This window comes from Pseudomonas sp. LAIL14HWK12:I1 (assembly GCF_003202095.1).
In the GTDB taxonomy this organism is placed as follows: Bacteria; Pseudomonadota; Gammaproteobacteria; order Pseudomonadales; family Pseudomonadaceae; genus Aquipseudomonas; species Aquipseudomonas monteilii.
The window spans coordinates 78,444-97,676 of sequence record NZ_QJKG01000001.1; the positions used below are offsets into that span (position 1 = coordinate 78,444).

Consider the following 19,233-nt stretch of genomic DNA (forward strand, 5'->3'; position numbering starts at 1 on the left):
GTGTGGGCACCATGGCCCTGGCGGCATTCGTGGTGCCAGCGTCGGGCTGACATGCATGGAAACAGTTGCGCTAAGATAAATAAAATCGATTTATCGTATTTCACACATAAGCTCAGCTTGTTACTGAGGTGGTCATGTCGGTTTCCCACACACAACTCAAGGCCTTTCATGCGGTGGCCGTGCACGGCAGCTTTACCCGCGCAGCGGAAAAGCTGTTTCTTACCCAGCCTGCGGTGTCGGACCAGGTGCGCAAGCTGGAGGAACGCTTCGGCGTTTTGCTGTTCCACCGCAACAAGCGCTCGGTGCAGTTGACCGACCTCGGTGAACGCTTGCTGGGCATCAGCCAGCGCCTGTTCGCCTGCGAAGCCGAGGCCCATGACCTGCTGCAGGATTCGCGAGCCCTGCACACCGGCAGCCTGGTGCTGGCGGTGGATGCGCCAGTGCACGTGCTGCCGCAGATCGCCCGCTTCTGCCAGCGCTACCCGGGCATCCAGGTGAAGATCGAGACCGGCAACACCGATGAGTCGCTGGCCCGGCTGTTCAGCTACCAGGCCGACCTGGCGCTGCTGGGCCGGGATGTGAACGATGAGCGGCTGCATTGCCTGCCGCTGCGCCGCGACCCGATGGTGGCGTTCGTTTCCCACCACCACCCCTGGGCCAGCCGTGGTTCGATCAGCCTGGCCGACCTGGACGACACACCGCTGGTGCTGCGCGAGCCTGGCTCGGTGACGCGCCAGACCCTGGAAGAAGAAATGCAGCGGGCCGGGCTGCGGATTCGCCCGGCGATCCAGGTGGAAGGCCGCGAGGCGGCGCGGGAAGCGGTGGTGGTGGGGATTGGCGTGGGGGTGGTGTCGGCGGCAGAGTTTGGCGCCGATGCGCGGGTGTGTGCGCTGCCGATTGTGGATTGCCAACGGCATTTGACCGAGACGCTGGTTTGCCTTAGCGAACAGCGCACGCGACGGGTGGTGGCGACCTTTTTGCAGATGGTCGAGGAAGGGATGTAGCCCGCGAAGAGGCCAGAACAGGCAACCAACTATGCTGGGGTAAATTCAACCTAGGCACACTGCCCATGCTCTACCGCCTTGCCGCCGACACCCTGGTCCTGCTGCACCTGGCCTTCATTCTGCTGGTGCTGTTCGGCGGCCTGCTGGTGCTCAAGTGGCGCCCCGCCCTGCTCGTCCACTTGCCAGCCCTGGCCTGGGGCCTTGCGGTGGAATGCCTGCACCTGGGCTGCCCGCTCACCACCTGGGAAAACCGCATGCGTAGCGCGGCCGGTGACGCAGGCTACCAAGGCGGTTTCGTCGAGCACTATATCTGGCCGCTGATCTACCCCGCCGGGCTGACGCCGCACATTCAGCTGCTGCTGGGTTGCGTTGTGCTGCTGCTCAACCTCGGCGTTTACAGTTACGTGGCCTGGCGCTGTCGCCACCCTAGCGGGTAGCGATCACGAACAAGCGCGGGAACGGCAGCAGTACCTTGCCATCGGTGGCCGGTGGGTAGTCTCGCTGCATGGCCTGCAGGTACATCTGCAGGAAGTCGGCCTGCTCCTGTTCATCAAGCCTGGCCAGATAAGGTCGCAGGGCCGAACCCTTGAACCACTCCACCACCGCTTCGGCGCCACCCGGCAACGGGTGGTGATAGGTGGTGCGCCACACATCCACCCGCGCGCACAGCGGGCTGAGCAGGTCGTAGTAGAACGCCGCGCTGTGCCGTGGTGGCAGCTGGAAATCGGCGAACTTGGCCGCCCAGGGGCCTTGGCTGGCAATCTCGCGCAATTGCCGGTGGGCCGGTTCGTCAAGGTTGTCCGGGGTCTGCACGGCCAGGCTGGCGCCTTCGCTCAGCTGGCGCACCAGGTGCGGGTACAGCGAGGCGTGGTCGGGTACCCATTGCAGCGAGGCATTGGCCAGGATCAGGTCTTGCGGTTCCGGGGCGGACCAGCCGGCAATGTCCGCGACGGCCGTGCGTACCCGGGGGATGCACAACCGTTTGCGCTCACGGGCCTTGTCGATCATGTCCGGGTCGCTGTCCAGGGCGGTTACCTGGGCATCGGGGTAACGTTGCAGCAGCACTTCGGTGGAGTTGCCCGGGCCGCAGCCCAGGTCGGTAGCGTGGCGCACCGGACGCGGCGGAGTCGGGATGGCAGCAAGCAGGTCGCGCACAGCGCGGGTACGTTCATCTTCGAACAGGGAATACTGGGTGGCGGACCAAGCCATGTCGGGCTCCTTGGGCGGGCGATGTGTCTAGCATATGCCATCTGCCGACTGTAGGAGCCCTATCGCCGGCACGCCAGCTTCCACAGGTACGGCGCAGAGCCTGATGTTGGTGCAGTATCTGTGGGAGCTGGCTTGCCGGCGATGAGGCCGGAACTGACCACCTATGCTTGAAGTCAGTCCATTTATGCGCACACCCATGAAAACCTACATCGCCCTCGCCATCCTGGCCCTGATTGCCGCCGCCGCCCTGCTCGGCTCGCCCTGGATGAACCAGCGCTTCCACATGCCCGCAGAAAAAGCCCAGGCCCAGCAACGCGAAACGGCCGGGTCCCCAGGGGAGCCGGCCGTTTCGAAAAGCGAGTGACGCTTAGTGCTGCTTGCTGCCAGAACGGATCTGGTGCACCACACCCATCGCCACTACGATCGCCGCAGCGATACCGGTGGAGATCACCAGGATCTGGTAGTCAGGCATGAAGGCCATGGTCACCAGGGCTGCCACGATGAACGCGATCACCAGGTAGGTCAGCCACGGGAACAGCCACATCTTCAGGCGCACTTCCTTGCCTTCGGCAATCAGCTTGCGGCGCATGCGCAGCTGCGAGAAGGCGATGACCAGGTACACCAACAGGGCGATCATGCCGGTGGTGTTCATCAGGGTTTCCAGTACGTCTTTCGGGCGCAGGGTCTCGCTGAAGTTGATCAGCGCACACACCACGGCCACGGCGCACGAACCCATGATCGCGTATACCGGTACACCGGTGCCGGCGCGGGTAATCTTGAAGAACGACGGCGCATCGCCACGCTGGGCCAGGGAGAACAGCATGCGCGAAGCGGTGTAGTGGCCGGAGATCAGGCAGCTGCTCACCGAGGTCAGCACCACGAAGTTCATCAGCAGCTCGGCATACGGCACGCCCAGCAGCTCCAGGGTACGGCGGTAGGCGCCATAGCCGGAAACGCCCAGGTGCGGGTCGTTCCACGGTACCAGGCAGACGATCAGGAAGATCGAACCCACGTAGAACAGGCACACACGCCAGACTACCGAGTTGGTGGCCTTGACGATCTGTGCGGCCGGGTCTTTGGCTTCGGAAGCAGCGATGGTAACGATTTCAGCACCCAGGAAGGCAAACATCACCCCGAGCAAGGCACCGATCACGGTGGTGATGCCATTGGGCATGAAGCCTTCGGCGGTAAGGTGGCTGATGCCACGCACTTCACCGAACTGCCAGACGTTCAGCACGGCAGCGGTACACACGATCAGGAAACAGACGATCGCGATCACCTTGATCAAGGCGAACCAGAACTCAAACTCACCGTAGTGTTTGACGTTGAAGAAGTTGACGGTGATCAGCAACAGGGTCGTGGCCAGCACGAACACGTTGACGCTGACGTCGGGGAAGAAGCCATGCAGGATCTTGCCCGCCACATAGGCTTCCCAGGCCATGAGGATGACCCAGTACCACCAGTACAGCCAGCCGATGGTGAAACCGGCCCAGCGGCCGATGGCGCGGTCGGCGTAGGTGGAAAACGAGCCGGTGTCTGGCGAGGAAGTCGCCATTTCACCCAGCATGCGCATGATCAGTACCACCAGGATGCCGCCCGCCAGGTAGGCCAGGACAGCGGCTGGGCCGGCGCTGTGGATCACGCTGCCGGAACCGACGAACAAGGCGCCGCCAATAACCCCGGCGATGGACATCATCGTCAGGTGGCGCGACTTCAGCGAGGCACTGAGCTTGCTCTCGTGCCCGCTTTTCGCGGTGGTGGTTGTGGATGTTGCGTCCATCAGTTGTGTACCCCGTGCTTCTTTTTATCCAAGGAAAACCGTGAAACCCCGATGGCTGGCGGTTTCACCTGTACATCAGTGCTAATGCGGGCAGGAAGGTGTGAACGAACACACGCAGGCCTTCCATGGCGGCCTGCTGACGCGCCCCAGGGCGGCTGCCTGGGGCGAACTGAACATGCTTTATGTGGCGATATCCGACACCTAATGTAAAAATGTCCGACGCAGAGAGCCATGCACAGTGGCATGAAACTCGCACTGCACTGTACAGGTCGCCCATGCAGTACACCCTGCAAACGCCAGGCGATACGCACCCTGAAGGCCCCGAATGTTCGAATTACATCCAGACTCCTCAACCCCGCTGGTCAACCAGATCATTGACGGGCTGCGCGAGCTGATCGATAACCAGACCCTCAAGCCAGGCGCCAAGGTGCCGTCGATCCGCGCCTTTGCCGCGAGCTATTCGGTGAGCACCTTCACCGTGGTCGAGGCCTACGACCGCCTGGTCGCCCAAGGGCTGCTGGTAAGCCGTGGCAATGCGGGGTTCTTCGTCAACCGCGCGGCGGGCGAACTGCTGGACACGCACAACGCCGAGGCTGATACCAGTCGACCAACGTTCAACTCCGAGTGGTACCTGCAGCAGATCTTCGAAATCCGCCAGTTGCCGTACAAACCGGGGTGCGGGTGGCTGCCCAACGACTGGATGTACGAAGACGGCCTGCGTCGCGGCCTGCGCCAGGTGGCCGGCAGCCCGCTGGAATTGTCAGGCTACGGCGACCCCATGGGCCTTATGGAGCTGCGTGCACTGACCGCGCAGAACCTGCAGCAAGAGCTGTCGATCGTCGCCAACCCTGCGCAACTGATGCTCACTCACGGCGCCAGCCAGGCCCTGGACCTGGCCGCCCGCACGCTGGTGCGCCCAGGCGATGTGGTGCTGGTGGACGACCCTGGCTACCCCAACCTGATGAGCATTCTGCGCACCCAGGGCGCAACACTGATCGGCGTGCCACGCACCCCGGCCGGTTACGACCTGAACCAACTGGAGCAGTTGCTCACCCACCACCGCCCGACCGCGTTCTTCACCCAGCCGCACCTGCACAGCCCGACCTGCTCCCGCACCCCGCTGCCGCAGTTGCACCGTTTGCTGCAACTGGCCAGCCAGCACGGCTTCCGCCTGGTGGAAAACAACCTGTACGCCGACATGGTCGCCGAACCGCAGCCCTGCCTGGCCAGCCTCGACCACCTGCAGCAGGTGGTGTACGTGGGCAGCTACTCCAAGAGCATTTCGCCCAACGTGCGGGTCGGCTACATGCTGGCCAACCCCGAGCTGATGCAGAAACTGTTGCACCTGAAGATGCGTTCGGGCCTGACCACCTCACAGGTGATGGAGCGCGTGGTGTACGCCGCGATCATCGACGGCCGCTGGCGCAAACACCTCAAGCGCCTGCGCCAACGCCTGGCCGAGGCGCATCAGGAAGTTGGCCGGCATTTGCATCGATTGGGCTTTGAACTGTTCATCGAATCGGATGAAGGCATGTACATCTGGACCCGCCACCCGGCCATTCCGGACAGCGCGGCGCTGCTGGATGATGCGCTGGAGAAAGGCATCATGCTTGGGCCTGGGCAGTTGTTCATGGTGGATGCCAAGGCGACCGGGTGGATGCGGTTCAATGTGGCGTTCAGCACGGAGCCTGCGATGTGGGAGCTGCTGGAGAAGGTGCTGGTGAAGCATGTGCGACGGGGTGGGGTGTAGTGTGTATGGCGGGCGCTGAGCATATTGTGAATGCACCAGCGTGCCATCATCTAACGCTTTGAGCCGCAGGGTAGACCCCACTGCGCTCGCGCTTACCAACCGAAACCACTACGACAACGATTCGCTCGTCCTCAACCCGATACACCAGGCGATACCCGGAGGCCCTGAGCTTGATTGTGTAGTGGTTCGGCAAGTCACGCAGCGCATCGGCCTGTACCTTGGGCGATTGTAAACGCTCGCCGAGTTTTTTCTTGATCTGCTCACGCACAGTGTGGCCAAGCTTGCTCCACTCCTTTAATGCCGAAGGCAGAAAATCTAGCTTATAGGTCATCCAGAGACACTGAATGCCTCGACCGAAAACTTGGATCCCATTCAGCAAAAGGGTATGCTGAGGCAATAGCCATACGCCATCACTCGACAGGTTTGGCGCCTGCTTCAAGGACGAGCCCTTTGCCCAGCCACCCCACCCGCCATACCATCGCCCGCCAGTGGCAGCTCCTCAAGTTACTGCCCGGCCGCCACCCGGGAATGAGCTCCACCCAGTTGCAGGCCGCCCTGAAGACCGTGGGGCATACCACCAGCAAACGCACTGTTGAGCGCGACCTGGTCGAGCTCGCTGCGCTGTTCCCACTGCAATGCAACAGCAAAGGCATACCTTACGGCTGGTACTGGCAACCGGGCCTGGACCTCAACGAAGCACAACATTTGCAGCCCGACGTACTTGTCTCGCCGCCGCGCATTGAACTGCACGCCTGGGTCGATGACGTACTGGCCCGGCGCCTGGAAGCGCAGCCACTGTCTACGGATATGCAACTGACGCCACAAGAAAATGGCGGTGCCACGCTGCAGGCGAGCGTCGACGACAACCGCGCGCTGATGACCTGGCTGCTGTCCCAGGCCGGTTCGATCCGGGTGCATGCGCCCCACGTGCTGCGCGTGGCCATGCTGGAACAGTTGCGCCAGAGCCTGGCGCTGCACGATGGCGAATGTTGACCGGCGCAGTCAAACCGCGCGACGTCGCGAGAGGCAGGCATACCCAAGGCCCAACACACTGAGCCCCAACACCCCCAGCAACACCATCAGCTCACGGCTGTAGCGGGCCACCGTGGCAGGGAAACCGATGACCTCGTGGTACACCTGTACATTGGCTACACCGTCGGCGTGGCTGATGCTGACCCCGCCTTGGCGGATCTGCGAAAAGTCGGCGTCGAAATACACCCATACCTTGCAGGTGCCACCAGGTTCGATGGCCGGGATATCTACCTGCGCGGTGGCGTTTTCCAGCAGCGTGTCGTTACCGGCAGCATCGCGCACTTGCACCAGCCCTTTGGCTGGCAAGCGAATGCGCACCTGACGTACCTGAGCGTCTCCACTGTTGAGCAACTCGATGAGCAACCCCGTACGGTGATCGACCAGCCCGGCCTCGAACGGTTTGGCGAACAGCTGGGCATAAGGTGCCTGGGCCATTTCGATCAGCCGCTCGACCTGATCATGGCTCAGCCCGCCTTGGTCGATGCTGTTGATACGCCCCTGCAACTGCTCGTACTTGAGCTGTTCGCTGGCCTTGCTGATACGCTCGCTGAACTGGCTGGGGTAAGTGAGGTAAGCATAGGTCAGTGACGCCTCCAGGCGCGGGTTGCCCCTGAGCAGCGCGTAGGCGGCCAACAGGACCATCAGGCCAATCAGCACGGCGACGAGAAGCTTCCCCACCTTGTCCCAGCTCAATGCATGCTTCCTTCTGTGGTGATACGCGTTTCAAACCGCTCAAGGTTGCCAAGTTCGTGGCCCCCAGGCAAGCCTGGCTAGGCGTCACCTTCGCCTTCGCGCGCCTGACGCATCTGCAGCAACTGGCCATCGATCAGTGCCTTGGCCATGCCTGCCAGATAGAACGTGGCTTGCATCATCGCTTTGCGATCACCTGGCCTGTCGATGGCCTTGCGGGTGATTTCGGTGATGCAACCCATGATGCTGGAAGCTTCCATCAGTGCGGTGCGCAATGGCAGCTGAGGTTTCATTTGCACCAGTTCGGCATTGCCAAACCGGCTTGCCGCGCACACGACATTGAGCTTGCTGCTGTTTTGGGGCGTGTCGTTGTCCATGTCCATTCCTCGGGGTTACGAGCGTGCCGAGACTAGGGGGCTACCGGCGCGACCACAATGACCAATGGGGTGGAAAGGGTTACTTTCGGAAATGGACTACAAGAACCGGCTAAAGGGGCGCTCAGTCGCTGATCTGCCCCTTGACCAGCCCTGGGCAGTGGCGGACGATCAACTCCCCCTCTACAAGGACGAACACCATGCTACGGATACTGGGCAGAGCCTCTTCCATCAACGTGCGGAAAGTCCTGTGGGCCTGTGCCGAGTTCGAGGTCGCGTTCGAGCGTGAAGACTGGGGCTCGGGCTTCCAGCCTACCGACCGTGCCGAGTTCCTAGCACTTAACCCCAACGCCATGATCCCGGTGATCCAGGATGGCGACTTTACGCTGTGGGAGTCCAACAGCATCATTCGCTACCTGGCCAACCGCTACGGTGCCACCGCGTTCTACCCCAGCGAGGCGCAGGCACGGGCCAGGATCGACCAGTGGATCGACTGGCAGGCCTCGGACCTGAACCGCTCCTGGAGCTATGCATTCATGTCGCTGGTCAGGCATTCGCCCGCCCACCAGGACCCACAGGCGCTTGCCGCCGGCTGCGCCGAGTGGTCACGTTACATGCACATCCTCGACCGCCAGCTGGCCAGCACCGGTGCCTATGTGGCCGGCAGCCAGTTCACCCTGGCCGACATCCCTGTCGGCCTGTCGGTCAACCGCTGGTTCGAAACACCGTTCGAGCACCCGCACTTGCCGGCCGTACGTGATTACTACGAACGCCTGAGCGAGCGCCCGGCCTATCACCTGCATGGTCGCAACGGCACGCCCTAACAGCAAAAAGGAAGACGCCGGGGCTACGTGCAGCCCCGGCGATACCCGCTTGTTACGCCGCAACCTGGCCCGCCACCCCCCGACCACGCCAGGCAAACAGCAGCACCATCACCAGCCCCAAAGCCGCCATCGCCGCCCCTGCCAGGGCAATCGCCGAGTAACCCAACCCTGCATTGATCACCGCGCCACCGAGCGCCGCGCCAATCGCATTGCCCAGGTTGAACGCGCCGATGTTCACCGCCGACGCCAGGTTGGGCGCATCCTTGGCCGCTTCCATCACCCGCATCTGCAACGGCGGCACCAGGGCAAAGCTGGCGCCCCCCCAGACCAGCACCGCCAAGGCCGTTGGCAGTGGCCAGGCCAGAACCAGCGGAAACACCAGCAGCACCGCAATCAACACCGCCAACGACAGTATCAGCGTGCGATCGATAGAGCGGTCCGCCGCCTTGCCACCCCACATATTCCCCAAGGTCAGGCCCACCCCGAACAGCACCAGCATGACTGTCACGAAGGTGGTAGACGCCGCCGCCTCGTTCTGCAGGATTGGCGCGATGTAGGTGAACACAGTAAACATTGCACTGGAACCCACCACGGTCAGCAGCAAGGCCGCCAATACCGGGCCGCGGCCCAACACGCGGATTTCTGCCATGGCCCCATCACCCTTGGGCAATGCAACATTGGGCAGCGCATACCAGAGCGTGGTCATCGCCACCAGGCCAAGCCCGGCAATACCCCAGAACGCTGTGCGCCAGCCCAGCATTTCACCAAACCAGGTCGCCAGCGGCACCCCTCCGATGGTGGCCAGGGTCAAGCCCATGAACATCGCCGCCACGGCACCAGCGCGCTTTTCGGGCGGCACCACACTGGCCGCAACGATCGAGCCGATGCCGAAAAATGCGCCGTGGTTCAACGAAGTGACCACCCGGGCCACCAGCAGGCTGGCGTAGTCACTGGCCAGCGCGGACATCAGGTTGCCCAAGGTGAAAATGGCCATCAGCCCGATCAACAGGTAACGTCGCGGGATCTTCACCGTGGCCAGGGTCATCAGCGGCGCGCCAATCAGCACACCGATGGCATAGGCACTGACCAACAGCCCTGCAGCAGGAATGGAAACGCCAAGGTCGGTGGCGATACTGGGCAACATGCCCATGGGGGCGAACTCGGTGACACCGATGCCGAAGGCACCGATGGCGAGTGCGACCAGAGGTGGATTGATACGCATGGCAAGCTCCTTATCTATGCCGCAAATGCTACAAAGTGTTTAAAAACCGCACTAGACTGCGTTTTTGCGAATCACCTTTGCCTGCGAGACACAAATGGACTTCAGTGGAAGATCCGGAGAGATGGAGATTTTTGCCAGGGTGGCGCAAGAAGGCAGCCTGTCCGCCGCCGCCCGGGCACTGGGCCTGACACCTTCTGCTGTCAGCCGCATCCTCGCCCGCACCGAACAGCGCCTGGGCACGCGCCTGCTGCTGCGCACCACCCGGGCGATCACCCTCACCCCCGAGGGTGAGGCCTACCTGCGCGGTGCGCGGCGGGTGCTGGCCGACATGCTGGAGCTAGAGGACGCCATCACCGACCAAGGCGTGCCACGCGGACGTTTGCGGGTCAGCGCGGCGCTTGGCCATGGCCGCCTGACCGTGGTGCCGCTGCTGGCAGCGTTCAGCGCGCGTTATCCTCAAGTGCTGGTCGACCTGACCCTCAGCGACGAGGTTGCCGACATTCTCGGCGGCCAGACCGACGTGGCGCTGCGCTTCGGTCACCTGCCAGACAGCTCGTTGAGTGCGCGTGCCATTGGCGAAACCGGCCAGGTAGTGGTCGCCTCGCCCGAGTACCTGCAACGCTGCGGTACCCCATTGGTGCCTGAGGACCTGGCCCGGCACAACTGCCTGCGCTTCAACTTTCGCCGCGCCGCGCCCGACTGGCCGTTTCGCCGCAATGGCGAAGTGTTTTCACTGAAGGTGACCGGCAATATCGAATGCAGCAGCGGTGAAGCCCTGGCGCAACTGGCCAGGCTGGGGGCCGGCATAGCGCGCATCGGTACCTTCACCGTGGTCGATGACCTGGCCAGCGGGCAGCTGGTACCGCTGCTGGAGGCGTACAACCCTGACGATCGCGAGCCGATTCATGCGGTGTTCGTTGGCGGCTCTGCGATGCCGGCGCGGGTGCGGGTGTTTGTGGACTTTCTGGTAGAGCAGCTGTCGTGCAGCGTGCGCAGGCCCCTGTAGCGGGCATTAACCAAGCACGTGCAGCCCCAGCGTGAACACCGCCACAGCCAAGGCCACCAACGACACCGCATGACGCTCCAGGTACGCTGGCCAACCGTTCGCTCGCTGGCTCTCGCACTCACACTGGCGTTCGGCCAGGCTGGCCAACCGCGCCTCCACGCTGTCCACGCGGTCTGCCTGGGTGTGGGTCGCCTGTGCGAGCTTCTTCAGCGCCGTGGTCACCGTGTTCGACAGGCCCTCCCTGGCCAGGTTGCCTTCTGCCAGTTGCTGCTGGTGCTGTTCAAGGCGCTTGCGGATAACCCCTTCCTTCTGCACCCGGGCCAGGGTACTGGCCACAAGCTTCTGGTTCAGTGCATCGATACTGGCCTGCAACGTGCCTTGCTCAGCGGCCTGCTGAGGCGAAGTGTCTGCCTGAGCGGTGCTTTCGATCACCTTGTCCACCGTCGGCTTCGCGAGCGGGGTCAAAGTGCTGTGTTCGTGTGGCTGGTTCATCAATTCCTGTCCGGATACAGCGGTAATGGGCGGCAAGCTATCAAAATGGCATCACCGGATCCACTGATGCGTCGCGCATTTGAGTGGTTGGTCAGCATCTAAGAAGCCTGACCGGCTTGCTCAAAGCCACGTAAAGCCTCCTGTATATGTCAACTAACCAGCCATATTTGGGCAAACCTGCCCTTCTTCTGCCAACAACAGGCCGACTGCAGGCAAAGCCTTGGCAGAATGGTGCTGCATCCATAACGTGATATCAGATTGCCTTGATTCTGCTGGCTGCCGCACCCAACAAGCCCCGCGGAACCTGCACCATTCCTTTACCTGTACAAGTCACCAATATCGACATGTATTCATAATAGACATATCGTCTCGCTTACCGGCTTGTTGCCACGTCCCAAGGAAACATTAAATGGAAGCGCTGGAAATCTCCCTGTTGTGTGTCTGCGGCATCACCCTGCTGCTTGTATGCCTGCAATCCGTCCGCCAAGGCGAGATGTGGAACTTGCTGCAGAGCGACCGTGAACTGGAGCAAACCGCCCGCCTTCACAAACAGGAGAACAGTACGTTGCACGCGGCCCTGCGCGCAGAGCGCGAACATGTGAGCCAGTTGCAGTACCAGATTCAAGTGCTGCTCGGGCTGACGCCGTAGGCCTGAGGGCTTTACACACAGCGTACGCGTACACTTGCCCCAGGCCACTTGCAGGAGCAGCTTCATGCCTTACCCCATTGAACAGAAACTGGTCATCGGCGTTGCCTCAAGTGCGCTGTTCGACCTCACTGTCTCGGACGACATCTACAAGACCCAAGGGGTCGAGGCCTACCGTCAGCACCAGGAAGACAACCTGGACGAACCGTTTCCCCGGGGAGTGGCGTTCCCGTTCATTCGCCGCTTCCTGAGCATCAACCAGGCCTTCCCCGACCAATTGCCAGTGGAAGTGGTGCTGCTCTCACGCAACTCGCCGGCAACCGGCCTGCGGGTGTTTCGCTCGATAAGCCACTACCAGCTGGACATTACCCGCGCGGCGTTCATGTCGGGCCGCTCGCCCTATGAATACATCCCGGCGTTCAATGCCTCGCTGTTCCTCAGTGCCAACGAGGAAGATGTGCAAAAGGCCATCGACGCCAACTACCCGGCTGGGCGGGTGCTGCCCACACGCATCTACGACGATGAAATAGACACCGAGCTACGGGTGGCCTTCGACTTCGATGGCGTGATTGCCGATGACGAGGCAGAGAGCGTGTACAAGCGCAACGACAACCTGAACGACTTTCAGGAACATGAGCGCGTACACAAAGGCACCCCGCACTCGCCAGGGCCCTTGGCAGACTTGTACCGCAAACTTTCACTGATTCGCATGCTGGAGGATCGCAAGCTGGCAGAAGACCCGAACTACAAGCGGATTCTGCGCATCGCCATCGTCACGGCACGCAACGCCCCCTCGCATGAGCGTGTGGTGACGACCTTGAAGGATTGGGGCGTGTCGCCGGATGAATGCTTCTTTCTAGGCGGGATGGAAAAGCCCAGGGTGCTGTCGATCCTCAAGCCACATGTGTTCTTTGACGACCAGCGCACTCACTTGCAATCGCCTGCCGGGAATCTGCCAATGGTGCATGTGCCATTCGGGGTGGCCAACAGGCACGCGACGCCGAAGCTTTCTCACACAATCACGGCACCTGCTGAAACTGTGCAAGCTGAACACTCAGCGCAAGATGCGCCAGTAGCCACTACTTTGCCAGCAACGTAGACTAGCTGTGCTGCGCTACGCAGCCGTCACAACCTCGGACCCGGAAAGGCAGAACTCCAGTAGCAGGACTGTGAAACGAACCTGCAAGGGTGATCAAAAGTGTCTCACGAAGCGCGCTCAATGGCTTTAATCCCCGGACTGACCGGCAAAGCCAGTGTGTTGGTCTGCGGTGCAAGCCGAGGCATAGGCCTGGCGCTGTGCACGGCATTGCTGGCCCGCGACGATGTAAGCCGGGTCTGGGCCGTGGCGCGGCACGCCAGCGCCGCTGACGGGCTGCTTGCACTTGCCCAGGCACATGGCGAACGCGTGGTACTACTGGACTACGATGCGCGCGACGAGCTGGCACTTACCGCGCTTGCAAGCGAGGTGGGCATTGCCTGCACGCACCTTCATCTGGTGATCAGCACACTCGGCCTCCTCCACCAGGAGGGGGCCAAAGCCGAGAAGTCGCTGGGCCAATTGGGCCTCGCCAGTTTGCAGGCCAGCTTCGCCACCAATGCGTTCGCCCCCATCCTGTTGCTCAAGCACCTGCTGCCATTGCTGCGCAAACAGCCCGCAACCTTTGCAGCGCTGTCGGCCAGGGTTGGCTCGATCGGCGACAACCGACTGGGTGGCTGGTACAGCTATCGTGCGAGCAAGGCGGCGCTGAATCAGCTACTGCACACGGCAAGCATCGAGCTGAAACGCGTCAACCCTGCGGCTACCCTGTTGGCACTGCATCCGGGAACCACCGATACCGAACTGTCGCGACCGTTTCAGGGGAACGTGCCGGAAGGGAGGCTGTTTGAGCCGGCATTTGCCGCACAGTGCGTGATCGAGCAGGTGGGGCGGCTTGGGCCGGCAGAGAGTGGAAGCTTTTGGGGGTGGGACGGCGAGCGGATCGTGTGGTGAGTGCACTCGCGCCGGGTGCACTGTTGCAGCCCGGCCGAGGCAGTGCGTTCCGCGGAAAAGGTGTTTCGACTTCATTGGAACGCTCCACAAGGCTAGATCTGCCGCCCACCGTGGGCCGGTGCGGCAGCGGGCGGATTCTAGAGCGGCGGCATGATGGCCCGGGGAATCCTTGCCTATCTTTACAATCTGCCCAGGCCCAGTGAGCGCCGGCACGACGCCCTTGACCCACGCCCTCGCACCACCGCATGCTCGAACGCTTCCACCCACGCTCAAGGAACGATTGCATGAAGCTGGAAACCCTCGCCGTCCATGCGGGCTTCAGCCCCGACCCGACCACCCGGGCGGTGGCCGTACCCATTTACCAGACCACCTCCTTCGCCTTCGACGACACCCAGCACGGTGCCGACCTGTTCGACCTGAAGGTGGCCGGCAACATCTACTCGCGCATCATGAACCCCACCAACGACGTGCTGGAGCAGCGCATGGCCGCCCTCGAAGGCGGGGTTGGCGCGCTGGCGGTGGCCTCTGGCATGGCAGCCATCACCTACGCCATCCAGACGGTCGCCGAGGCCGGCGACAACATTGTCTCGGTGGCCAAGCTGTACGGTGGTACCTACAACCTGCTGGCCCATACCCTGCCACGCATGGGCATCCATACCCGCTTCGCCGCCCATGACGACATCGCGGCCCTCGAAGCGTTGATCGACGCACGCACCAAGGCGGTGTTCTGCGAGTCCATCGGCAACCCTGCCGGCAATATCGTCGATATCGCCGCACTGGCCGAAGCCGCCCACCGCCATGGTGTGCCACTGATCGTCGACAACACCGTGGCCACCCCGGTTCTGTGCCGACCGTTCGAGCATGGCGCGGACATTGTCGTGCATTCGCTGACCAAGTACATCGGCGGCCACGGCACCAGCATCGGCGGCATCGTCATCGACTCCGGCAAGTTCCCCTGGGCGGACAACAAGGAACGTTTCGCCCTGCTCAACACCCCCGACCCTTCCTACCACGGCGTCACCTATACCGAAGCCTTCGGCCCCGCCGCCTTCATAGGCCGCTGCCGCGTGGTGCCGTTGCGCAACACCGGCGCCGCGCTGTCGCCGTTCAACGCCTTCCTGATCCTGCAAGGCCTGGAAACGTTGGCCCTGCGCATGGAACGCCACACCGAAAACGCGCTGAAGGTCGCCCATTACCTGCAGGCTCACGAACAGGTGGCCTGGGTGAAGTATGCCGGGCTGCCGGACCACCCCGAGCATGAACTGGCCCAGCGTTACACCGGTGGCAAGCCCGCCTCGATCTTGTCGTTTGGCATCAAGGGAGGCCAGGCGGCCGGTGCACGCTTCATCGATGCGCTGCAACTGGTGGTGCGCCTGGTGAACATCGGCGACGCTAAGTCGCTGGCCTGCCACCCCGCCTCCACCACCCACCGCCAGCTCAACGATGAAGAGCTGGAAAGGGCCGGCGTGCCACGGGACATGGTACGTTTGTCGATCGGCATCGAGCACAGTGACGACATCATCGCCGACCTCGCCCAGGCCCTGGAGGCCAGCCGCACCTGATTCATCCGCGCCCCACCCAATGCTGACGGCGGGCGCACCTTTACCGAGCCTGGACACCCCCGCAATGACCCTGTTCTACCTGAAGCTGATTGTCACGCCCCTGCTGATGTGGGCCATTTCCCTTGCCTCGCGGCGCTGGGGCGGCCTGCTGGGTGGGCTGCTGTCCGGCCTCCCGATAACCTCCGCGCTGGTGATGACCTTCCTGTGCCTGGAACAGGGCACAGCCTTCGCCTTGGGCGCATTGCCCGGCGCGCTGGGCGGCCTGGCGGCGGTGCAAGCCACCTATATGTTTTACCTGTTGGCCACACGCAGTCTCGGCCTCGCCCAGGCCGTGCCGCTGGCTTTGCTGTTTTACGGGCTGGCTGCCTATGCGTTTACTCACTGGGGCAACCTGTACCTGTCGATTGCCGTGGCGCTGGTGCTGATCGGCGTGCTGATACGCGCCAGCGGGCACGAGCCCAAACCCGATACCCTGGCCCGCCCCCGGCACCGGTACTGGGAGATCCCACTGCGAATGGTAGCTGCCACGTCCCTGCTGATGATCACCACCCGCCTGGCCAGCTGGCTGGGCCCGGCAACCAGCGGGATGCTGGCGCCGATTCCAGTGATTGCCTGGCCGCTGGTGGTGTTCGCCCATGTGCAGAATGGCCGGGCCGGCATGGCGGCCATGGTGCGGGGCAATGCGATTGGGGCGGTGGGCGTAATTGCGTTTTACCTGGTGCTGGCAGCATTGCTCGACACGTGGGGCGTTACCGTCGCCATCAGCCTGGCCATGCTCTGCGCCGTGGCGCTGACCGTTGGGCTGGCCACGGTATTGCGGCGGCGCTGACTAGCCTGCGCGGGGTGGCTCAGCACTGCTCAGTCGAACGCCCCGTTCAACACTTCGTAAATAATCCCGGTTGCCGCAGCGACAAGTATCAGGTCCGCACCCGCCTGCATCCACTCATAGCCATCGTAGTGAGGCAACTGTCCCAGCAAGCGACCATCCAGCTTCTTGGCGATGCCGGGCGGCAGCGGCTTGCCACGCGCCAGGTTCTTCTGAATGCCGGGCGGCAATGCAGGCCCTGGCCTCCAGTAACTGCGGTGACCGCCAAGAATAGCCAGCACATCGCCGCGGTCGATGGACGGGCCACCATGCCAATCGTTACCGCCCTTCCCCTGCTTGTGGCTACCTGCATTGCCCTGGCCTTGAGCATGCTGTGCCTTGCCGTGCCCCTGCCCTTTGCCGTTACCTGGGTCGGCAAAGGTCGGGCCAGCGGCAAATGCCACTGCCAACGCAGTCAGCAGGGCTGTCAGGTGTGATGTTTTGGCCATGGGAGCATCCTTCGCAAATGAGCGTTGCCCAAACTATAGACGGTGAACAGCGCTAACCGGCACTGCTCGCCCACATCGAACTCCGCACAACCGGGCCTCGTCACGCATGGCTACGGGGTTGCCCTGCGCATCCGCCCACTGATCAAAACACCGACCAGCCAATCCGCGAACTCAGCAACTCCAGCGCCGCCATCCCGGCGAGGGAGTTGCCCGCCGCATTCAACTCCGGTGACCACACGCACACCGTGAATTGCCCCGGCACGATCGCCACAATCCCGCCCCCCACGCCACTCTTGCCAGGCAACCCCACCCGATAGGCGAAATTCCCTGCTTCGTCATACAGTCCGCTGGTGGCCACGATCGAGTTCACCTGTTGCGTCTGGCGTCGGGTCAGAATCTGCTCACCGCTGTGCTTGCAGAATCCATCGTTGGCCAAAAAGCAGAACGCCCGGGCCAGATCCAGGCAGTTCATTTGCAGCGCGCAGTAACTGAAGTAACTGCGCAGCACAGCTTCCACCTCGTTATGGAAGTTGCCAAAGGACTGCATCAGGTAAGCCATGGCCGCGTTGCGCGCGCGGAATTGATATTCAGAATCTGCAACACGGGCATCGATCGAGATGTGGGGGTTGCCCGAGAGCCGTCGTACGAAATCGCGCATCGACAACGTGGGTGCTGCAAAGCGCGACTGGTTGATATCACAGATCACCAACGCACCCGCATTGATAAAGGGGTTGCGCGGGCGACCACGCTCGAACTCCAGCTGTACCAGCGAGTTGAACGGCTGCCCCGACGGCTCATGGCCAAGCCGCTGCCAAATGGCTTCACCGGAGTGCCCGATCGCCTGAACCAGGCTGAACACCTTGGAAATACTCTGCACCGAAAATGGCACCAGGGCGTCGCCCGCGCAGTGATAGCTGCCATCATTGCCGTAGACTGCGATGCCCAACTGGTTCGCCGGTACATCGGCCAGCGCAGGAATGTAGTCCGCCACTTTGCCCTTGCCGATCAAGGGACGTACTTCTTCAAGAATCTCATTCAACAGCGTTTGCATGGAAAGCCCTGTATCAGTCCCCAGACGACGGCTAAGAGGTAGCCTTCTTGACGAAGGTCGAGCGGAAGAAATCACACATTCGGCAAGAAATGCCGCTTTACCCTGTGGCCTATGGCTCGATGCCCTAACCTATGCTGTGCTTGGTTCGCCGATGCACAGAACGTGCAACCGCCAGGTGCAGTGGCCGCTAACCAAGGAATGGAGGACCAACGATGCCAGCTTGCCCCCTACCCGCTGACGAAGTGCTTCGCCAGCGCACGCTCGATGACATGAACCTGGTCGATACACCCGCCGAGCATTACCTCGATACCTTGGTACGGCTCACCCAGGACCTGGCCCATGTGGACACCGTGCTTATCAGCCTCATCGACCAGGACCGGCAGTGGTTCAAGGCCCGGATAGGGCTTGAGGCAAGTGAGACGACGCGCAGTGTTTCATTCTGCGGCTACGCCATTCTCGGTGACGATACGTTGATGGTCCCCGATGCCACGTGCGATACGCGATTCGTCGACAATCCGCTCGTGCTCAACGCGCCCTATATCCGCTTTTACGCCGGCCACCCGTTGCGCGCCGGCAACGGCAAAGCCATCGGGACGCTGTGCATGTTCGACCCCCAGCCACGCGTGCTCAGCGAGGCACAACAAGCGAACTTCCGGGACCTGGCCACACTCGCCGAGGGATATCTGCAGCTGCGCACCCTGGCACAGGTGAACCGCGACCTGCGCCTTGAAATGGATCGCGAGCAGCGCAAAGCCCTGCTCGACCCTTTGACACAACTCTGGAACCGCGGCGCGTTGTCCGCGTTTGAAGCACATGAACGGCGCTTGGCCGAGGTGAACGGCTTACAGTTGGGGGCGGTTTATGCCGACCTCGATCATTTCAAAGCCATCAACGACAAGCACGGCCATGGCGGTGGTGACAAGGTGCTGTGCGAAACTGCCCGCCGCCTGCGCGCTGCACTGCGCCCCGAAGACCTGCTCGTGCGACATGGGGGTGAGGAGTTCGTCGCGATTTTGCAGGTCAAGGACAGCGAAGAGCTCCAGCGGATTGCTGAGCGCATTCGGGAACAGGTGGGTGCAGGGGCGATGCAGATGCCCAGTGGTCAATTGAAGGTAAGCCTGAGCATAGGGTGCACCCTGTTTGCCAAAGGTGAAACGCTGGATGACGCACTGGAGCGCGCCGATAAGGGGCTCTATACCGCCAAACAGAACGGGCGTGATCGGGTTGTTTATGTAGCGCCGCCTTGTTGAGACGAGCACGGTCCGGGCTGTGTTGCGGTATGCTCGC

Annotated in this window: 22 protein-coding genes; 13 read left to right on the forward strand and 9 right to left on the reverse strand. The window is 62.3% G+C overall.

The genetic code is table 11. The features are described 5' to 3' along the window. Positions 1–134: 134 nt before the first annotated feature. Both D906_RS00340 and D906_RS00345 read left to right on the forward strand, forming a co-directional pair. Positions 135–1,004 (forward strand): LysR substrate-binding domain-containing protein, encoded by an 870-nt coding sequence (locus tag D906_RS00340; RefSeq protein WP_027614996.1) that lies wholly within the window; start codon positions 135–137, stop codon positions 1,002–1,004. A gap of 65 nt (positions 1,005–1,069) precedes the next feature. Continuing rightward, positions 1,070–1,441: a DUF2784 domain-containing protein gene (locus tag D906_RS00345; protein WP_027614997.1), complete on the forward strand. Its 372-nt coding sequence runs from the start codon at positions 1,070–1,072 to the stop codon at positions 1,439–1,441. Here D906_RS00345 and tam read toward each other — a convergent pair. Continuing rightward, the gene (gene tam, locus D906_RS00350; protein WP_019097818.1) at positions 1,431–2,213 is read right to left on the reverse strand and encodes a trans-aconitate 2-methyltransferase; all 783 of its coding nucleotides are present in this window, start codon (positions 2,211–2,213) and stop codon (positions 1,431–1,433) included. The two genes, D906_RS00345 and tam, sit on opposite strands and share 11 nt — an antisense overlap. A 184-nt stretch (positions 2,214–2,397) precedes the next feature. Between tam and D906_RS00355 the strand changes: the two genes are divergently transcribed. Next, on the forward strand, positions 2,398–2,577 hold the full coding sequence (locus D906_RS00355; RefSeq protein WP_025752729.1) for a hypothetical protein: 180 nt from the start codon (positions 2,398–2,400) through the stop codon (positions 2,575–2,577). A gap of 3 nt (positions 2,578–2,580) precedes the next feature. Here D906_RS00355 and D906_RS00360 read toward each other — a convergent pair whose 3' ends face one another. Further along, on the reverse strand, positions 2,581–3,993 hold the full coding sequence (locus tag D906_RS00360) for an amino acid permease (protein WP_019097820.1): 1,413 nt from the start codon (positions 3,991–3,993) through the stop codon (positions 2,581–2,583). A gap of 325 nt (positions 3,994–4,318) precedes the next feature. Here D906_RS00360 and D906_RS00365 point away from each other — a divergent pair, with 325 nt between their 5' ends. Then, positions 4,319–5,743, forward strand: coding sequence for a PLP-dependent aminotransferase family protein (locus tag D906_RS00365; RefSeq protein WP_019097822.1), 1,425 nt, complete (start codon positions 4,319–4,321; stop codon positions 5,741–5,743). Between the two features lie 46 nt (positions 5,744–5,789). Here the strand turns inward: D906_RS00365 and D906_RS00370 are convergent, their stop codons facing one another. Next, positions 5,790–6,074, reverse strand: coding sequence for a type II toxin-antitoxin system RelE/ParE family toxin (locus D906_RS00370; RefSeq protein ID WP_025752732.1), 285 nt, complete (start codon positions 6,072–6,074; stop codon positions 5,790–5,792). Positions 6,075–6,193: 119 nt separating this feature from the next. On the opposite strand from D906_RS00370, the gene D906_RS00375 reads away from it, so the two are divergent. Next, positions 6,194–6,736, forward strand: a complete 543-nt coding sequence (locus D906_RS00375; protein ID WP_019097824.1) for a WYL domain-containing protein — start codon at positions 6,194–6,196, stop codon at positions 6,734–6,736. A gap of 9 nt (positions 6,737–6,745) precedes the next feature. On the opposite strand, the gene D906_RS00380 is transcribed toward D906_RS00375, so the two are convergent. Together D906_RS00380 and D906_RS00385 are read right to left on the reverse strand one after the other, a co-directional pair. Continuing rightward, a complete protein-coding gene (locus tag D906_RS00380; protein WP_016711212.1) occupies positions 6,746–7,468 on the reverse strand; it encodes a hypothetical protein in 723 nt (240 codons plus the stop codon). 77 nt (positions 7,469–7,545) lie between these two features. Next, a complete protein-coding gene (locus D906_RS00385; protein ID WP_019097825.1) occupies positions 7,546–7,842 on the reverse strand; it encodes a DUF3077 domain-containing protein in 297 nt (98 codons plus the stop codon). A gap of 197 nt (positions 7,843–8,039) precedes the next feature. Between D906_RS00385 and D906_RS00390 the strand changes: the two genes are divergently transcribed. Beyond that, positions 8,040–8,663: a glutathione S-transferase family protein gene (locus D906_RS00390; RefSeq protein ID WP_019097826.1), complete on the forward strand. Its 624-nt coding sequence runs from the start codon at positions 8,040–8,042 to the stop codon at positions 8,661–8,663. A gap of 52 nt (positions 8,664–8,715) precedes the next feature. Here D906_RS00390 and D906_RS00395 read toward each other — a convergent pair whose 3' ends face one another. Next, complete coding sequence (locus tag D906_RS00395; RefSeq protein ID WP_025752736.1) at positions 8,716–9,885, reverse strand: MFS transporter; 1,170 nt, start codon at positions 9,883–9,885, stop codon at positions 8,716–8,718. A 94-nt stretch (positions 9,886–9,979) separates the two neighbouring features. Here D906_RS00395 and D906_RS00400 point away from each other — a divergent pair, with 94 nt between their 5' ends. Continuing rightward, positions 9,980–10,891, forward strand: a complete 912-nt coding sequence (locus tag D906_RS00400; protein ID WP_016711216.1) for a LysR family transcriptional regulator — start codon at positions 9,980–9,982, stop codon at positions 10,889–10,891. A 6-nt stretch (positions 10,892–10,897) separates the two neighbouring features. On the opposite strand, the gene D906_RS00405 is transcribed toward D906_RS00400, so the two are convergent. After that, on the reverse strand, positions 10,898–11,383 hold the full coding sequence (locus D906_RS00405; RefSeq protein ID WP_025752737.1) for a hypothetical protein: 486 nt from the start codon (positions 11,381–11,383) through the stop codon (positions 10,898–10,900). Between the two features lie 409 nt (positions 11,384–11,792). Between D906_RS00405 and D906_RS00410 the strand changes: the two genes are divergently transcribed. From D906_RS00410 to D906_RS00430, 5 genes are all read left to right on the forward strand, one after another. Beyond that, entirely contained in the window at positions 11,793–12,032 is a 240-nt protein-coding gene (locus D906_RS00410) for a hypothetical protein (RefSeq protein ID WP_027614998.1), read from the forward strand. A 64-nt stretch (positions 12,033–12,096) separates the two neighbouring features. Further along, entirely contained in the window at positions 12,097–13,128 is a 1,032-nt protein-coding gene (locus D906_RS00415) for a 5'-nucleotidase (protein WP_027614999.1), read from the forward strand. Between the two features lie 120 nt (positions 13,129–13,248). Then, on the forward strand, positions 13,249–14,019 hold the full coding sequence (locus D906_RS00420; RefSeq protein ID WP_025752738.1) for an SDR family NAD(P)-dependent oxidoreductase: 771 nt from the start codon (positions 13,249–13,251) through the stop codon (positions 14,017–14,019). Positions 14,020–14,303: 284 nt separating this feature from the next. Beyond that, positions 14,304–15,581 carry a bifunctional O-acetylhomoserine aminocarboxypropyltransferase/cysteine synthase gene (locus D906_RS00425; RefSeq protein WP_025752739.1) on the forward strand — a complete coding sequence of 426 codons (1,278 nt, stop codon included), beginning with the start codon at positions 14,304–14,306 and terminating at the stop codon, positions 15,579–15,581. A 64-nt stretch (positions 15,582–15,645) separates the two neighbouring features. Continuing rightward, entirely contained in the window at positions 15,646–16,410 is a 765-nt protein-coding gene (locus D906_RS00430) for a hypothetical protein (RefSeq protein WP_025752740.1), read from the forward strand. A 29-nt stretch (positions 16,411–16,439) separates the two neighbouring features. Here D906_RS00430 and D906_RS00435 read toward each other — a convergent pair whose 3' ends face one another. Together D906_RS00435 and glsB are read right to left on the reverse strand one after the other, a co-directional pair. After that, complete coding sequence (locus tag D906_RS00435; protein WP_027615000.1) at positions 16,440–16,895, reverse strand: anti-virulence regulator CigR family protein; 456 nt, start codon at positions 16,893–16,895, stop codon at positions 16,440–16,442. Positions 16,896–17,037: 142 nt separating this feature from the next. Then, a complete protein-coding gene (gene glsB, locus D906_RS00440) occupies positions 17,038–17,946 on the reverse strand; it encodes a glutaminase B (protein WP_027615001.1) in 909 nt (302 codons plus the stop codon). A 212-nt stretch (positions 17,947–18,158) separates the two neighbouring features. Here glsB and D906_RS00445 point away from each other — a divergent pair, with 212 nt between their 5' ends. Further along, positions 18,159–19,196, forward strand: a complete 1,038-nt coding sequence (locus D906_RS00445) for a sensor domain-containing diguanylate cyclase (protein WP_025752742.1) — start codon at positions 18,159–18,161, stop codon at positions 19,194–19,196. Positions 19,197–19,233 lie beyond the last annotated feature (37 nt).

Bases quoted from the DNA above. Each gene is read 5' to 3' on its own strand.
- D906_RS00445 (WP_025752742.1), top strand. From the start codon at position 18,159: ATGCCAGCTTGCCCCCTACCCGCTGACGAAGTGCTTCGCCAGCGCACG.
- D906_RS00345 (WP_027614997.1), top strand. From the start codon at position 1,070: ATGCTCTACCGCCTTGCCGCCGACACCCTGGTCCTGCTGCACCTGGCC.
- D906_RS00395 (WP_025752736.1), bottom strand. From the start codon at position 9,885: ATGCGTATCAATCCACCTCTGGTCGCACTCGCCATCGGTGCCTTCGGC.
- D906_RS00400 (WP_016711216.1), top strand. From the start codon at position 9,980: ATGGACTTCAGTGGAAGATCCGGAGAGATGGAGATTTTTGCCAGGGTG.
- D906_RS00415 (WP_027614999.1), top strand. From the start codon at position 12,097: ATGCCTTACCCCATTGAACAGAAACTGGTCATCGGCGTTGCCTCAAGT.
- D906_RS00430 (WP_025752740.1), top strand. From the start codon at position 15,646: ATGACCCTGTTCTACCTGAAGCTGATTGTCACGCCCCTGCTGATGTGG.
- D906_RS00370 (WP_025752732.1), bottom strand. From the start codon at position 6,074: ATGACCTATAAGCTAGATTTTCTGCCTTCGGCATTAAAGGAGTGGAGC.
- D906_RS00340 (WP_027614996.1), top strand. From the start codon at position 135: ATGTCGGTTTCCCACACACAACTCAAGGCCTTTCATGCGGTGGCCGTG.
- D906_RS00420 (WP_025752738.1), top strand. From the start codon at position 13,249: ATGGCTTTAATCCCCGGACTGACCGGCAAAGCCAGTGTGTTGGTCTGC.
- D906_RS00435 (WP_027615000.1), bottom strand. From the start codon at position 16,895: ATGGCCAAAACATCACACCTGACAGCCCTGCTGACTGCGTTGGCAGTG.
- D906_RS00390 (WP_019097826.1), top strand. From the start codon at position 8,040: ATGCTACGGATACTGGGCAGAGCCTCTTCCATCAACGTGCGGAAAGTC.
- D906_RS00365 (WP_019097822.1), top strand. From the start codon at position 4,319: ATGTTCGAATTACATCCAGACTCCTCAACCCCGCTGGTCAACCAGATC.
- D906_RS00405 (WP_025752737.1), bottom strand. From the start codon at position 11,383: ATGAACCAGCCACACGAACACAGCACTTTGACCCCGCTCGCGAAGCCG.
- D906_RS00425 (WP_025752739.1), top strand. From the start codon at position 14,304: ATGAAGCTGGAAACCCTCGCCGTCCATGCGGGCTTCAGCCCCGACCCG.
- D906_RS00355 (WP_025752729.1), top strand. From the start codon at position 2,398: ATGCGCACACCCATGAAAACCTACATCGCCCTCGCCATCCTGGCCCTG.
- D906_RS00410 (WP_027614998.1), top strand. From the start codon at position 11,793: ATGGAAGCGCTGGAAATCTCCCTGTTGTGTGTCTGCGGCATCACCCTG.
- D906_RS00360 (WP_019097820.1), bottom strand. From the start codon at position 3,993: ATGGACGCAACATCCACAACCACCACCGCGAAAAGCGGGCACGAGAGC.
- glsB (WP_027615001.1), bottom strand. From the start codon at position 17,946: ATGCAAACGCTGTTGAATGAGATTCTTGAAGAAGTACGTCCCTTGATC.
- tam (WP_019097818.1), bottom strand. From the start codon at position 2,213: ATGGCTTGGTCCGCCACCCAGTATTCCCTGTTCGAAGATGAACGTACC.
- D906_RS00385 (WP_019097825.1), bottom strand. From the start codon at position 7,842: ATGGACAACGACACGCCCCAAAACAGCAGCAAGCTCAATGTCGTGTGC.